Below are 15,030 nucleotides of genomic sequence, written 5' to 3'. Positions count from 1 at the left end.
CTGAATAAAATACCACCAAACACCGCCTGATTCTTGAATCATTGTTTGAACCGGGCAATCAGAACGATGATACAACCATCTTTGCATCAGTTAAATCGATTCAGCGAATAGCGGTTATCCGGCAGTTATTAATTTCACGCATCGAAATAATTGTTCGGTTAAATACTAGACCTAAGCCAGAAAAGCAATCCACATATGGTGGAAAGTTTGAAGTGCACCACAAAAATGGATTAAAAAAAGCACCTGGGCAGGTGCTTTTTTAACATTGCCTTTACTTGCCGTCTCGAGACCGTCAGTAAATTTATTGCTGCAGTTCTTGTTCGGTAAAGAGGTCTGCAAAGAGCGCGGTGCTCAGGTAGCGTTCACCGGAAGACGGCAGAATAACCACGATGGTCTTATCTTCAAATTCTTTTTCTTTGAGCAGGTTCAACGCAGCGGCAACCGCGGCGCCTGAAGAGATCCCCGCTAGAATGCCTTCTTCTTCCATTAAGCGGCGAGCGGTGCTGATAGCTTCTTCGTTGGTGATTTTTTCTACCCGGTCGACCAGTTTGAGATCGAGGTTATCCGGGATGAAGCCGGCGCCAATCCCCTGAATCTTATGCGGGCCTGGTTTTATCTCTTCGCCCGCCAGCGCCTGGCTGATAACCGGAGAATCCGCCGGCTCCACCGCCACGCTGGTGATTGCCTTGCCTTTGGTATTTTTAATGTAACGGCTCACCCCGGTCAGGGTGCCGCCAGTACCTACGCCGGCGATAAATACGTCAACGGCGCCGTCGGTATCTTCCCAGATTTCCGGCCCGGTGGTTTTTTCATGAATTTCCGGGTTGGCCGGGTTACTGAACTGCTGCAACAGTAAGAAACGGTCAGGATCGCTGGCGACAATCTTTTCTGCTTTGGCGATGGCGCCTTTCATGCCTTTCGCGCCTTCGGTAAGCACCAGCTTCGCGCCCAGCGCCTTAAGCAGTTTACGGCGTTCGATACTCATGGTTTCCGGCATGGTCAGCGTCAGCTTATAACCGCGCGCGGCGGCAACATAGGCTAATGCGATACCAGTATTGCCGCTGGTGGGTTCGACCAGTTCGACGCCTTTTTTCAGCACTCCGCGTTTTTCCGCATCCCAGATCAAATTGGAACCGATACGGCATTTAACGCTGAAGCTAGGATTGCGCGACTCAACCTTAGCCAGAATGCGTCCGTTGCCGATACGGTTCAGGCGAACCAGCGGCGTATGGCCGATTGTAAAAGAATTGTCTTCATAGATCTTGCTCATAGCCCGTCCTTATAACTGTATGAAATTTTTGCGAACATAGAGAGAATACTCGTTCACACCCGTCAGGGAAGTAAAGAATTGCTATATCGTTATGTTCTTAGGAAATATGTTTTCATTACAACACGAAACATCGGCCAATATGCGCCGTCTCTCATTACTGTTTTGAACGTATGGCGGAAAGGTCGCGGTAGCATTCGGCCCAAAGGACCGTCGCGCCGCAAACCGCCACCGGCATAATGACCAAATTTAAAAAGGGAACCAGCGTAAACAGGCTGATCAGCGCGCCAAACTGCATATTGGTGACTTTATGCCGGCGCAGCGCCTGACGCATGATGGGAAAACTGACCTTATGGTTATCGAAAGGATAATCGCAATACTGGATGGCCAGCATCCAGGCGCTGAACAAGAACCAGAGCACGGGGGCGACGGTCTGTCCGACTCCGGGAATAAAATAGAGCAAAAGCAGAAAGACGGCGCGCGGCAGGTAATAAGCCAGCTTCTGTACTTCCCGCTTCATAATGCGGGGAACATCTTTGGCAATCCCCAGAATGCCGCTGTCAGGCAACGCCTGGCCGGTCAGGCGCGCTTCCAGTTGTTCGGCCAGCAGGCCATTGAACGGCGCCGCGATGAAATTGGCGATGGTGCTGAACAGATAGCCGAACACCAATAAAATGGATAGCACGGCGATCGGCCAGATAAGATAGCTAAGCCACTGGAGCCACGTAGGAATATGATTCATAACCTGCGGGATCCAATCGCCCAGGCGGGTGAAGAGCCACCAAAATGCGCCGCCCATCAGCAGAATATTCACTAATAAAGGCAGAATGACGAATCGGCGGATGCCGGGCAGCGAAATCAGGCGCCATCCTTCAAGAAAATAGTGGATGCCGCTGCGTGGTTTATCAACCGGTTTTAAATAAGGCATGGGGTCATTGTTCTCTGGTTGTCTATGCATGGCTGCATCATATCGGGATGATTTTATACTGACCAGTCTGCATTTGGATGAAAAAACAGCAAAAAAATGCGTTGTACCTATCTTTATTGTCATAATGTACCGTGCAGACTTGCACTTGTGTACGCAGGCAAATAGAGTTAGTGGTATATAAGTCTTTGCCGCGGTGGCAATGTATTGGAACAATTGGGATAGCAATGATGCAGGACTTGCGTCTGATATTAATCGTCGTTGGCGCGATCGCGATAATAGCGCTGTTGCTGCACGGCTTGTGGACCAGCCGTAAAGAGCGCTCGTCCCTTTTTCGCGATCGTCCGGTTAAGCGTTTGAAGAAAGAGCGTGATGAAACCCCGCTTGAAGAGCTTGATGAAGGCGTCGGCGAAGTTCGCGTGAAGAGCGGACGTTCGCAGAATGAGCCCCCGCTGGGGAGCTATCATGCGGATGAGGAAACGCGGCCCGCAGCTAAATCATCATTTGACAAACCGTCCGCTCAACCGGAGTCGTCATACGATCCGCTGCTAGATGAACCCGCGCCGGTTGATTCCCCACGTTCTCAGATACATAGCGATGGCCGCGCCGCCCAGAGCGTCGAGCCTAAGCTGGACAAGCCCTCGCGCGAACCGTCCGTATTTGCCGATGCTCCCCATGAGCAAGAGGTTCAAGAGGAAAAAGAGTCCGCTGCGGCTCGCTCTGCGTCGCCTTCCGCTGAACCCGTCCAGAATGAACAACCGAAAGAGGCTGTTTTGGTACTGCACGTCGCCGCGCATCAGGGCGGCGTTATCGGCGGCGAACTGCTGCTGCAAAGCGTGTTGCAGTCGGGATTCCAGTTTGGGGAAATGAATATTTTCCATCGCCATGTCAACCCGTCCGGTGGCGGACCGGTGTTGTTCAGCCTGGCTAATATGGTGAAACCCGGTTCATTTAACCCGGATGAGATGTCCGAGTTTTCCACTCCCGGCGTCTCCATGTTTATGATGGTGCCTTCTTATGGCGATGCCAGTCAGAACTTTAAGCTGATGCTTCAGTCGGCGCAGCGTATCGCTGATGATGTCGGCGGCGTCGTTCTTGACGATGAACGCCGGATGATGACGCCGCAGAAAGTCGAATCTTATAAAGCGCGAATTCGGGACGTATTGAAAGCCAATACCTGACGCAGGATAATGATTCGTGACAAGGCCTCCGTTTTGGGGGCTTTTTTTTTTGCATGGATTGATGCTGCGTGGCCTGGAAAAACAATGAAAAAATAAGGTGAGTGAGCGTGAGTGAAACAAAAGGATTAAAACAGGAGCTGAGCATGATGCAAGGCGTCGGACTGCTTTCCACTTCTCTGCTGGGGACGGGCGTTTTTGCGGTGCCGGCGCTGATCGCGCAGATTGCCCAGCAGGATAGTCTGTGGGCTTGGCCGTTGTTGATCCTTTTCGTTTTCCCGATTGCGATCGGGTTCGCGGCGCTGGGGCAGCACTTTCCCAATGCCGGAGGAACCGCCCATTTTGTCGCCATGGCTTTCGGACCTCGTCTGGCGCGGGTCAGCGGTTGGCTATTTCTGTCGGTTATTCCGCTTGGGTTGCCGGCCGCGTTACAGATTGCCGCCGGTTTTTGGCAGGCCGTATTCGGCTGGAGCACGAATGAATTGCTGCTGGTGCAGTTGCTGACGCTTGGCGGGATATGGCTGCTGGGGAGGCGTAGTGCGAGATCGAGCGGCAATATTCAGGTCATTATCGCGCTGTTGGTCGTCGGATTGGTGGTAGCCATCTGGTGGAAGGGGGGCATTACGCCGGCCCAAATCCATTGGCCGGCGGCCAGTGAGTTTTCCTGGCCGAATACTTTTGATGCGTTGGCAGTGATGTTCTGGTGTTTTGTCGGCATGGAGGCTTTTGCCCATATGGCGACGGAGTTCCGCGTGCCGGAACGCGATTTCCCCAGGGCATTGCTGATCGGCATGTTGGTGGCCGGCGCGGTTTACTGGGGATGCACCGTCGCCGTGTTGCACTTCCATGCTTATGGCGAAGCGTGGGTGGCGACCTCGTCGCTGCCGCGTATCGTCGTACAGTTATTCGGCGAGCAGGGGATGTGGCTTGCCTGTCTTGTCGGCTATCTGGCCTGTTTTGCCGGTGTGAATATCTATACGCAGGGTTTTGCCCGTCTGGTATGGTCGCAGGCGCCGGCGGGCAGCGCGCTGGCTCGGCTCTCCGCCGGACAGACGCCAACCAATGCGCTGTCTGCTGTGGTATCGTGCTGCGTGATGAGTTGTTTACTGATTTACTGGCTGAAATTGCCGCTGGATCAGCTTATCGTGTACGCGAATGGAATTTTTGTTTTGATCTATCTGCTGTGCATGCTGTCGGGATGGCGATTACTGAAAGGCCGGGCCAGAGTTATGGCGATGATCGGCAGCCTGCTTTGCTGCGCGCTGTTATTGATGATCGGTTGGAAATCGCTTTATGCGCTTATCGTGCTGGCGTTACTTTGGTTTTTCCTGCCGCATAAACAAAGGAAGCTCGCTCTCGATTAAGACGACGCCTCCGGCCAGGCGGGCGGAGGCGTTAATGACGACGAGATTATTCGCCGTCTGGCTTCTCGGCGGCGGCCGGTTTCTCTTCGGCGGAGAGCTTTGCTTCCAACTCGCTCAGGCGTTGCTCCAGCCGGGCGATTTTCTCACGCGTGCGCAGCAGCACCTGGGTCTGAACGTCAAACTCTTCGCGATTGACTAAATCAAGCCGGCTAAACTGCGCCTGTAATACCTGACGAATTTTCTTCTCTACGTCGTCGCCCAACTCCCGGATACCTTTCGGCATGGACTCATGCACCTGACGGGCGATCTGTTCAATCTTCTTCGTGTCAATCATGGCGCTTTCCTGATTATGCTATGTCGGATGATCATAGCGTTCAGTGTAATGCTAGTTGATTGCCGGATAAACTAAAACTCACATTTATCCCCGCCATCTTCCACGTTTCCGCTTGATACTGGCTTGATGCGCCTGGCGATTATTCCGTGGAGTAACGTCACATTTCTTGTTGTTAATCAATTGCCCTGTTACTGCATTGGCGCTATAGTAAATCCGCTTATTCTCAGGGCGGGGTGTAATTCCCCACCGGCGGTAAACCAGCCGTATATATATTGTTATATACGCGTTGGAAGCCCGCGAGCGCTCACTGTTGGTTTACCGGCGAATAGTTTGGTTTTCCAGCGTGAGGTCAGCAGATCCGGTGTAATTCCGGAGCCGACGGTTAGAGTCCGGACGGGAGAGAGTAACGGTACCTGTCGGGTAGTTATATTTTTATATAATTATATCCACTCGCGTTATTTTTTAGTCATTGCAACGCAGCTTGTTGCGATGGCGGCTCCTTAATCTCGCCCTGGTTCTGGTAATCCATATTAACATTGAGGTTTTTTTACCATGAATCAGACATTACTTTCTGAATTCGGCAGCCCGTTTGAACGTGTGGAACACGCGCTTGATGCTTTGCGTCAAGGCCGCGGCGTGTTGGTGCTGGATGACGAAAATCGTGAAAACGAAGGTGACATGGTTTTTGCGGCTGAAAATATGACCGTAGAACAGATGGCGCTGACGATCCGCCACGGCAGCGGCATTGTTTGCCTGTGCCTGACGGAAGAGCGCCGTCAGCAGTTGGAGTTGCCGATGATGGTGGAGCATAACTCCAGCCATTATCAAACCGCGTTCACCATCACTATCGAAGCGGCGGAAGGCGTCACCACCGGGGTTTCCGCGGCGGATCGTCTTACCACCATCCGTGCGGCGATTGCCGACGATGCCAAACCGAGCGATTTGAGCCACCCCGGACACGTTTTCCCGCTGCGCGCTCAGCCGGGCGGCGTATTAACCCGCGGCGGACACACTGAAGCGTCGGTCGATTTGGCTACGCTGGCTGGCCTGAAACCGGCCGGCGTACTGTGCGAACTGACCAACGATGACGGCTCCATGGCGCGCGCGCCGGAAGTGATCGCCTTCGCCAAACAGCATAATATGCCGGTATTGACGATTGAGGATATCGTGGCCTATCGCCAGGCGACGGAACGTAAAGCCAGCTGATTTTCTTGATTCAAGATAACGCGCCATATATCAATATGGCGCAATAAACGCCTGCCTGGGCAATCGGCTCAGGCGCTTTCCTCCCTGGGGCGTCACCTGCACCGTTTCGCTGAAAGCGATCCCCTGCGCCGACGCATACATATGAAAAACCATATTCTCTTCCAATTGCCAGTTTGCCGCCGGCGTAAAGCAGTATGAAAAGTCGCTGGGTCTGGGCGTGCGGGTATATAACCCTAACGCGCAGCCGGTGACGTTGCCGTAAGCGCGGCGTAATCCCGCAGCCATCACCCCTTCGCGCAGTAACGCGTCCACTTCAGTGGCCGGCGTGTTCGGGGTCATCATCGCCAACTGCCGATCCTGCAATTCAATCAGTTGCCGCGCCACCTGTTGCTGCTGCTCCGTTGGCTGGCCGATAAATATCGGCCGCATAATCCGGGCGCTGTAATGCCTGACTTTCGGGATCAGTTCGACATGCAGAATATCGCCGGCCGCCAGGCGGTGCTCGTGGTTGCTGTTATGCAGAAAGCCGTTGTCGCTGCGCGAGCAGACGATAGGCCCGGTTTCTCCGGTGTCGGCGCCTTCACGCAGGAAACAGGCGGCCGCCAGCGCCGCCGCGTCCCGTACCCGCCAGCCGCCCCTGACCTGTTCCGCCAGCGCCGACATGGCGCGATCGGCGATATCGGCGGCCTGTTGCAGGTAGGCCAGTTCCTGAGGGAATTTTACCTGCCTTAACCGATCGCTGACGCCGGTCATATCAACCCAATGCGAGCCGGGCAGGCATTTTTGCAACTGCCGCCAGTTGTGCACCGTCATGCCGTAAGAGTTGAAGTCCGCGGCGATCCTGCCGCTTCCGTATCCTTTTGCCGCTATGCTGTCCGCCACGCATTGCCAGGGCGATTGGTGGTCGTCGAAGGTAACGATCTCCCGCAGCCAACTGCTTTGGCGGCAAGGCGCTTCATCCAACTGGCGCAGCACCATCCAGGGGTCGCCTTGCACCGGAACCAGACAGGCGCGGTACAGGGTTTCTGATACGCTATATCCAGTCAGCCAGGCCAGGAGCTCCCCCTGGTCGACGATGAGGAGATCGGCTTGCGCCGAACTCATCGCCGTTCGTAACCTGGCCAGGGCGGCATGATTTACGTCGCTCATCAGGCCTCCACGGGCTGGCAGATATCGAGGATCGCCAGCATATAGATGCGGATCATGTCGAGAAAATCCGCGATATGCACCCGTTCGTCCGGCATGGTATTGAATTTTCCTCCTGGGCCGCAGACGATGCCCTCCATGCCCAACATCTGGTAGAAGTGGGCGGCGTCGGTGCCGTAGAAGGCCGGAGGCGTAATCGCGCCGGTGGGCTGTTTTTCCGCGCGAACGGTCTGATAGGCCCGATTGACCGCCTGCACAATGCGTGAATCGGATGAGACTTCAAACGGCAGCATGGTGGGGCGATCCCTTTTGCCGTCATCGAACAGCGTCGCCTGTAAGCCGGGGAACTTCTCAACCAACCGATCCAGCTTGCCTTGCAGATCGGCCAGCACGCTTTCCACGGTCTGGCCGGGCGCAAAGCGGGCGGAGCCTTTCATACGAACGAAATCGGCAACCTGGGGCGGGCGCCACTCTTCCAGATCGCGCCCCAGCGCGCCATGCACCGTACCGATGTGGGCCCGGTTGATTTTCAGATGTTCAGGGCTTTTCGCGCCGGAGAAGGTCATCGCGTTGATTTGCGGGATCAGTTCGACCGCCGCCATGATGGCGTCGACCGCTTCTTCCCGTTTCGACAGATGGCGGGTATCTCCCACCAGTTCGATGGTAAACATCAGCGAGCCGGCGTGCATGGACAACGCCTGCAAATCGGTCGGTTCGGCATTGATAAAGTAATCAGCCTTGATCCCCTGCTCGATGGCGGCGATCGTGCCAATGCCGCCCTGCAACTCTCCTACCACGTAAGTCAGGATAACGTCGCCTTTCAGCCTGACGCCCGCGTCAATCAGCGTTTTCAGCGCGCAGAAATAGGCCGCGTCGCCGGCCTTCATGTTGGAGACGCCGATGCCATAAATAAAGTCGTCGTCAATCTTGCCGCCCCACGGATCGACGGTCCAGCCTTCGGTGACGGGGTTGGTATCCAAGTGGCCGTTGAACAGCAGACTGTTGCCGCCGCCGGCGCCGTGCAGCGTGCCGATGGCGTTGTAACGCTCGCCGGGAACGGGGTGCAGCTCCGCGCTTAATCCCAGGGACCGCATTTGCTCCACCATATAATCGGCCAACCTGCGTTCGCCGTCTGTGGCGCTATAGCTTTTATGTTGCACCATGCTAGCCAAAAAATTCAGGCAATATTGGGTGTCGATGGATGCCAACAGTTGTTCTGATGTCATAATGTACTCTTATTTATCATTAAGTTATCAATATTCCGGCACATGGACGGCGGCCAACAATGCTTGCGTATAAGGGTGCTTGGCACTGCCGGTCATATCCTCTCCGGGCAGGATCTCCAGCAACTCGCTGCGATACATCACGGCAACCCGATGGGCAATCTGGCGGATCAGGTTGAGGTCATGGGTAATAAACAGGTAGGCCGTTCCGTAGCGGCGGCGCAGGCTAAGCAATAGCTCAATAATGGTGGCCTGCACCGAGACATCCAGCGCCGCCGTAATCTCATCGCAGATCACCAATTCCGGCGGATAGGCAAAGGCTCTGGCGATGGCGACCCGCTGTTTCTGTCCGCCGGATAATTCATGAGGAAAACGCTGCGCCATATCTGCCGGCAAGCGCACCTCTTCGAGCAGCCGGGCAACCGCCTGCGACTCGGTTTCTCCTTTAGGGAGACCATATAGCCGCAGCGGGCGGGCAATGATTTCGCCGATGCGCTGGCGCGGGTTAAGCGAGGCGTCCGGGTGCTGAAAAATCATCTGTACCCGGCGGCGGTAATCCTTATCCATCTCCGCCGAGCCGAATAGGCTATAACCGCGGAAATCCAGCTTGCCGCTGAACGGCACCAGCCCGGTCAGCGCCTTCGCCAACGATGATTTTCCCGAACCGGACTCGCCGACGACGCCGACGATTTCCCCACGGTGAATGGTCAGATTGACATCGTCCGCGGCTTTGGTCTGCCCGTTTGAACGTTGCAATAGCTTGTCCAACAGGCCGCGGCGGCCATAGGAAATCGTCAGTTTCTCCAGACTCAACAGCGGTTCGCGCCTGGTCATCATCTCTTCATTCGTCAGCAAACGGCAGTTGGGATCGGGCGCGGCGCGAACCAGACTGCGGGTATAGTCATGGCGGGGATGGCGGAAGAGTTCCCTAGCCGGCGCCTGTTCGATAATGCGGCCTTTTTCCAGCACGCAGATCCGGTCGGCGACTTTCGACACCAGCGCCAAATCGTGAGAGATATACAGCGCGGCGACACCGGTTTCTTCGCGCAGGCGTTCGAATAGCTGGAGAATTTGCGACGCGCTGATCGCATCAAGGGCGGTGGTGGGCTCATCAAAAATGAGGCACTTAGGCTGGCAGGCAAACGCGGCGGCGATCAGAATACGCTGCTTTTCTCCCCCGGAAACCTGGTGCGGATAGCGTTTCATCATTTCCCGCGGCTGTTTAAGCTCAACGTCCTGCATTAACTGGATCGCCAGTTCGTCGGCCTGCTGCCGATCCAACCGGCGGTGGCGAATCAACACTTCGGTGATCTGTTCCCCCAGCGACAGCGTTGGGTTCAGGGAGGCGCTGGGATCCTGAAAAATCATCCCCAACTGCCCGCCGCGCAACGATTCGATCTGCGATTGCGGCATTTGACGGAGATCGGCGTCGAGCAGGCGGATAGCGCCGCTTTGCTCTCTGGCATTGGCGGCCAGGTAGCGCATGATGGACCAGCCCAGCGTGGTTTTCCCGGAGCCGGACTCCCCGACCAGCCCGACCACTTCGCCAGGCTGCACGCGCAGATTGATATCATCCAGTACGTGCAGCACATTCCCCTGGGGCAGCAGGTAGTCAAGACGGTAATTTTCTACCGACAGAACCGGCGTGTTGGCGGTATCCCGTGTCATGAGCGGCGGCTCCTTGGGTTAAGTACGTCACGTAAGCCGTCGCCCAGCAGGTTGAAACCGATGGCGACGATGGCGATGGCGAGTCCGGGGATCAGCATCATCCACGGAGCGTTGAAAAAATAGGCGCGGGCTTCGGACACCATCAGTCCCCATTCCGGATCCGGCGGCTGAGCGCCAAGACCGAGGAAGCTCAGCGTAGCGAACAGCATAATGGCGAAAGCGACGCGGATGGTGGCCTCGACGATGATCGGGGCGACGATATTGGGCAGCATTTCCCGCACAATAATGTAGCCGGTATTTTCGCCTCTGGCGATGGCGGCGTTGACGTAATCCTGCTGGCGCACGGAAAGGGAGACGCTGCGGGCGATCCGCACCATGCCCGGAATAAAGGCGATGGTGATGGCCAGTACGGCATTCAGGCTGCTCTGGCCCAGCGTACTGACGATCAGCAGGGCGAACAGCAAACTGGGAATGGACATAATGGCGTCCATAGTGCGCATGATGGCTTCATCGATGCGGCCGCCCAGATAGGCGCTGGTGGTGCCGATGGTGGAGCCGATAATCATGGCCAGCGACGTCGCCAGCAAAGAGAGCAGAATGGTCGCTCTGGCGCCCGACATAACGCGGCTGAAAATATCGCGCCCAAGCTGATCGGTGCCGAACCAGTGTTGCAGGCTGGGCGCCTGATATCGCGCCAGCAGCGACAGGCTTTCCGGATCGTAGGGGGCAAGGTGTTTACCGCCGCATACCATCAGCAGCGCCAGCAACAAAATCAGGCTGCCGACGGCGCCCTGCGGAGATCGAAGAAGCTGTTTGATGATATCAGGCATAATGGATCCGTTTATCCAGAGTGATATATGCCACGTCGGCCAGGAAATTAACGATGGAATAGGTGGCCGCCAGAATCATGACGCCGGCCTGAATGGTCGGCAGATCCCGCGATTGCACGGCGACGATCAGTTCCCTGCCGATGCCGGGGATAGCGAAGATCTCCTCCACCACGACGATGCCGCCCAGCAGATAGCCCACATCCAGCGCGACGATGGTGATGGTGGGCATCAGTCCGTTACGCAAAGCGTGACGCCATAGGATGCGGCGGCGCGATAGCCCCTTCAGATAGGCCGCCCGGATATAGTCGGTTTGCAGTACGTCGACCATTTCGGAGCGCACCATGCGGGAAACGTGGGCCACCAGAATCAGCGCCACGGTGACTGACGGCAGGATCAGGTGGCGAATGCCGCCGATCGGATCTTCCGTCAGAGGAACATAGCCGGTGGCGGGCAGCCACTGCCAGATATCGGCAAAGAGCAGCAGAAGCAGGGTGGCGGTAACGAATTCAGGGAAAGAGACCCCGACATACGACAGTACGCCGACCAGCATATCCGCCATTTTCCCCCGCCGTATCGCCGCCCAGATGCCGAGCGGAATGGCGACAATCAGCATCAGCGTCAACGCGCAGGCCGCCAGCAGCAGCGAACGGGAGAGGGCGGTGAGCAGGGTGGGGGCGACCGGCAGGCCGTTGCGCATGGAAATGCCCCAGTCGCCCTGGACGATGCCTTTGAGCCATTGCCAGTATTGCCACCAGGCCGGGGCATCCAGCCCCAGGCGCTCCCGCACCGCCGCCAACGCCTGCGGCGTGGCGTTTTGTCCCAGCAGGGTGACGGCGGCGTCGGCGGGAAGCAACTGGGTAATGCCGAACACCAGCAGTGAAACCACCAGCAAGGTATAAATCACCAGTAAAAATCGTTTTAACAGATAGCTTGCGGTCACACTGCCTCCTCGTTACCGGCGTGCCGGCGCGTTGGCGGTCAGCCACACGTGGTCCAGACGGAACACCGCGCCGCGCGGATTCAACTGGTAGCCCGCGACATAGTCGCGGCTGGCGGACAGCAGATCGAAGAAGGTGGGAATCAATGAGGGAACCTGCTCATTCATTAACTCCTGAGCCCTGGCGTAGAGCGCGCTGCGCTGCGCGGGATCGGCGACCTCTCTGGCTTGCTTGATCTGCCGATCGAATTCCTGATTATTCCAGCGAGTTTCATTCCAGGCCGCTTCCGTGGTGTAGAGCAGGGAAAACACCGCGTCGGGCGTGGGTTGCATATTATAAAAACCCACATAGAAGTTATTTTTCTTCCATACCTGATCAAGATAGGTGCTGTTGGCCATGGTTTTGACGTCGATGCTGATCCCCGCCGGTTTGCACATCTCCCGCAAAGCGATGCCCAACTGGGTACGAGTGGCGGGTTTATCGGAGGCAATCAGCGTGAGATCCAAACCATTGGGATAACCGGCTTCGGCCAGCAGCGCTTTGGCTTTTGCGTAATCGGCCTGTTTAAGAGGGATCGCTTTATAAAACGGATAGGCCGGACTGAGGGGATAATCGTTACCGGGCGCGCCGTATCCTTCGGCGACAAAATCGACCATCGCCTGACGATCGACGCACAGAGCCAGCGCCTGACGAACGCGCACATCATTAAACGGCTTCTGGTCGCACCCCATGTTGACGTTCAAAAACTGGCCGGAGGCGATGCGCAGCGGAATAATGCCCGGCGTGCGGGATAGCCGGGTAAATTCGGTCGTCTGGGCCGCCATCATCAGATCGGTATCGCCCGCTCTTAGTGCGGAGCTTTCCGCAATCGGGTCCGGGTATACCACGATTTCTATCCGGTCCAGATAGGGACGGGCGGGATCGTAATAATCGGGGTTGCGCTCCACGACGATCTGACGGGCGGGTTCAAAAGACAACAGTTTAAATGGACCGGTGCCGATCGCCTCTTTACTGAGGCGTTCAAGATCGCCGCGGGCAATGGCCGCCGGAATAATTTTGGCATCGGGATAGGCCAGCGCGACGGGTAAATCCGCATAAGCGCCCGTGGTGGTGATAATGACGGTATGGTCGTCGCTGGCGGTAACGCTGTCGATTGGGCCGACATTATGCAGCGCGGGCGAGGCGTTATCCGGATTAAGGATAGCTTCAAAGCTCGCCGCCACATCCTGCGCCGTACAGTCGGAACCGTCATGAAATTTCAGGTTGCTGCGCAGCTTGAAGGTCCACTGCGTCAGTTCCGGGTTGGATTGCCAGGATTCAGCCAGATCGCCTTCCGCCTGCATATTCTGCGTCAGACGAGTCAGACCGCTATATAACAGCTCCGCCAGCAGATATTCCGGGTTTACCCGTACCCGGTGAGGATGGATGACGTTGGCGGCCTGATCGACGCTGAATCGCAGTACGCCGCCCCGGCGCGGCGTCCCGTTGGCCGGCGTTGAACTGACCGCATCGGCCGCAGCCGCCGGCATCGCCCATGGCAGCATGGCCGCGCTGGCTAAACAGGATGAACCGATGATGAACTGACGACGGTTTAAAGTGGTTTTCCCGGTGCTCATGATGCTTTCCTCTCTGGTGGGGAGATATCAAAGGTCGGACCCGGCTCGAAATCGTGGGCCAGGTAAGCCAGGATCGAGCGTGACAGCGCGATAAGATCCTGCATGGTGGTGTATTCATCGGCGGCATGGATATGGTTGTCCGGGCGCGCCAGTCCGCCCAGCAGGATTTCCCGTATGCCGGCCTGCTGCACCCATCCCATATCGGAGCTGGTGGATGATCCCCAGGCGCGGAAATCGTCGGCATGGAAACCAAATCCCACGCTCAGCGCGGACAGCCAGCGCGGCCAGTGCGGGCCGGTCGGATCGTTGACCGGGGCAAGATGGCCGATAAGATGATGCTCAACCGCAAGCGCCCGTGAACCGGACATCGCCTGTTCGATGCAGTTGACGATCTCATCCATCGCCTGGTTGAACGTCTCTTCCGGCGAATAGCGGCGGTTGATCAATAGTTCGAAGCGCGCCGGAATGGTGGAGCCTTTGCTTCCCCCTTTGGCGAGCGCGATGGTGAGGCGGGAAGTGAGGGGCGCGCCCTGATAGTGCGGCGGCGCAGGCATGGCCGAGGTTCTCCGCTCCACCTCTTTTTTCAGTTCGTACAGCGCGTTCATTAACGGCAGACTCTCTTCGATGGCGTTAATGCCGCCCGCCGGATCGCCGGAATGGGCCGCGCGTCCCGTCACCTGAATAGCGAGATCGAAACTGCCGAAGCATCCGGCCCAGATTCGGGGAGCCGCTCCGCCGTTGAAGCTCAGCATGTGGCCGTGAAAAAGCCGTTGTTCCGCCAGATAGCGGATGCCGGGGTACAGTCCCCCTTCTTCATCGGTGCATAGCAGCAGCACCGGATTGAAGCGTAAAGGCAGATCGAATCGCTGCGCGGCGCGCAGGGCGGCCAGGGTGGCGACGATGGTGCCTTTCATGTCCGCGCTACCTCGGCCGAATAGTTTGCCGTCCTGCTGCGTTAAAGCCAGCGGCGGGAAATGCCAGCCGTCGCCGGGAGGAACGGTGTCTACATGAAAGTAGAGGTTGCAGTTTTCCGCCGCGTTTGCCGGCAACGAGGCAATCAGATTGGTTCGCGCGCCCTGAGCGCTGCCGTCGGGAACTTGCCATAACGCTTCAGGAACGTCGACGCGGGAGCAGGCGAATCCCAGAGGCGTGAGTATTTCTTCCATCAAATCGGCAAAGGCCGGATAACCCTGTCCGGGAGGGAAGCAGGTATCGACCGCCAGCATATCGCGCAGATCGTGTAGTATGGCTTGTTCGTCCTGCGGCAGTGATTTCAGCGCCGCGTCCAGTTTTTTACCATGGGCGGTTTCTGCCCGCGGTTCCGCGGATGGTTGT

The 15,030-nt window shown here is 56.8% G+C and carries 13 protein-coding genes and 1 riboswitch; of the genes, 3 read left to right on the top strand and 10 right to left on the bottom strand.

Going from position 1 to position 15,030, the window contains the following annotated elements; genetic code table 11:
- Window positions 1–301: 301 nt before the first annotated feature.
- Both cysK and cysZ read right to left on the bottom strand, forming a co-directional pair.
- A complete protein-coding gene (cysK, locus tag HC231_RS18990; protein WP_208228269.1) occupies window positions 302–1,270 on the bottom strand; it encodes a cysteine synthase A in 969 nt (322 codons plus the stop codon).
- Between the two features lie 154 nt (window positions 1,271–1,424).
- On the bottom strand, window positions 1,425–2,195 hold the full coding sequence (gene cysZ / locus HC231_RS18985; RefSeq protein WP_208231418.1) for a sulfate transporter CysZ: 771 nt from the start codon (window positions 2,193–2,195) through the stop codon (window positions 1,425–1,427).
- 224 nt (window positions 2,196–2,419) lie between these two features.
- Between cysZ and zipA the strand changes: the two genes are divergently transcribed.
- Window positions 2,420–3,373: a cell division protein ZipA gene (gene zipA, locus HC231_RS18980; RefSeq protein WP_208228268.1), complete on the top strand. Its 954-nt coding sequence runs from the start codon at window positions 2,420–2,422 to the stop codon at window positions 3,371–3,373.
- Between the two features lie 107 nt (window positions 3,374–3,480).
- Window positions 3,481–4,734: an L-methionine/branched-chain amino acid transporter gene (gene yjeH, locus HC231_RS18975; protein ID WP_208228267.1), complete on the top strand. Its 1,254-nt coding sequence runs from the start codon at window positions 3,481–3,483 to the stop codon at window positions 4,732–4,734.
- A gap of 46 nt (window positions 4,735–4,780) precedes the next feature.
- On the opposite strand, the gene ubiK is transcribed toward yjeH, so the two are convergent.
- On the bottom strand, window positions 4,781–5,068 hold the full coding sequence (gene ubiK / locus HC231_RS18970) for a ubiquinone biosynthesis accessory factor UbiK (RefSeq protein WP_208228266.1): 288 nt from the start codon (window positions 5,066–5,068) through the stop codon (window positions 4,781–4,783).
- 215 nt (window positions 5,069–5,283) lie between these two features.
- A riboswitch (FMN riboswitch) is annotated at window positions 5,284–5,477 on the top strand.
- Window positions 5,478–5,620: 143 nt separating this feature from the next.
- On the opposite strand from ubiK, the gene ribB reads away from it, so the two are divergent.
- Complete coding sequence (ribB, locus tag HC231_RS18965; protein ID WP_208228265.1) at window positions 5,621–6,274, top strand: 3,4-dihydroxy-2-butanone-4-phosphate synthase; 654 nt, start codon at window positions 5,621–5,623, stop codon at window positions 6,272–6,274.
- 30 nt (window positions 6,275–6,304) lie between these two features.
- Here the strand turns inward: ribB and HC231_RS18960 are convergent, their stop codons facing one another.
- Genes HC231_RS18960 through HC231_RS18930 form a run of 7 tightly spaced genes read right to left on the bottom strand, consistent with a single transcriptional unit; the run spans window position 6,305 to window position 14,921 of the window.
- Window positions 6,305–7,423 (bottom strand): M24 family metallopeptidase, encoded by a 1,119-nt coding sequence (locus HC231_RS18960; protein ID WP_343073004.1) that lies wholly within the window; start codon window positions 7,421–7,423, stop codon window positions 6,305–6,307.
- The gene (locus HC231_RS18955; protein ID WP_208228264.1) at window positions 7,423–8,646 is read right to left on the bottom strand and encodes a M20 family metallopeptidase; all 1,224 of its coding nucleotides are present in this window, start codon (window positions 8,644–8,646) and stop codon (window positions 7,423–7,425) included. The genes HC231_RS18960 and HC231_RS18955 overlap by 1 nt, the downstream gene beginning before the upstream one ends.
- A 27-nt stretch (window positions 8,647–8,673) precedes the next feature.
- Window positions 8,674–10,311 carry a dipeptide ABC transporter ATP-binding protein gene (locus tag HC231_RS18950; protein WP_208228263.1) on the bottom strand — a complete coding sequence of 546 codons (1,638 nt, stop codon included), beginning with the start codon at window positions 10,309–10,311 and terminating at the stop codon, window positions 8,674–8,676.
- Window positions 10,308–11,141: an ABC transporter permease gene (locus HC231_RS18945; RefSeq protein ID WP_208228262.1), complete on the bottom strand. Its 834-nt coding sequence runs from the start codon at window positions 11,139–11,141 to the stop codon at window positions 10,308–10,310. Before HC231_RS18945 ends, HC231_RS18950 begins: the two co-directional genes overlap by 4 nt.
- Complete coding sequence (locus tag HC231_RS18940) at window positions 11,134–12,081, bottom strand: ABC transporter permease (RefSeq protein WP_208228261.1); 948 nt, start codon at window positions 12,079–12,081, stop codon at window positions 11,134–11,136. The genes HC231_RS18945 and HC231_RS18940 overlap by 8 nt, the downstream gene beginning before the upstream one ends.
- Window positions 12,082–12,093: 12 nt before the next feature.
- Window positions 12,094–13,695 (bottom strand): ABC transporter substrate-binding protein, encoded by a 1,602-nt coding sequence (locus HC231_RS18935; protein ID WP_208228260.1) that lies wholly within the window; start codon window positions 13,693–13,695, stop codon window positions 12,094–12,096.
- Window positions 13,692–14,921 carry a M20 family metallopeptidase gene (locus tag HC231_RS18930; RefSeq protein ID WP_208231414.1) on the bottom strand — a complete coding sequence of 410 codons (1,230 nt, stop codon included), beginning with the start codon at window positions 14,919–14,921 and terminating at the stop codon, window positions 13,692–13,694. The genes HC231_RS18935 and HC231_RS18930 overlap by 4 nt, the downstream gene beginning before the upstream one ends.
- Between the last annotated feature and the right edge of the window lie 109 nt (window positions 14,922–15,030).

The sequence above is a fragment of the Brenneria izadpanahii genome, from assembly GCF_017569925.1.
GTDB lineage: Bacteria > Pseudomonadota > Gammaproteobacteria > Enterobacterales > Enterobacteriaceae > Brenneria > Brenneria izadpanahii.
Note: the sequence above shows the minus strand (reverse complement) of the source record. Positions and strands in the feature narration are given on the sequence as shown.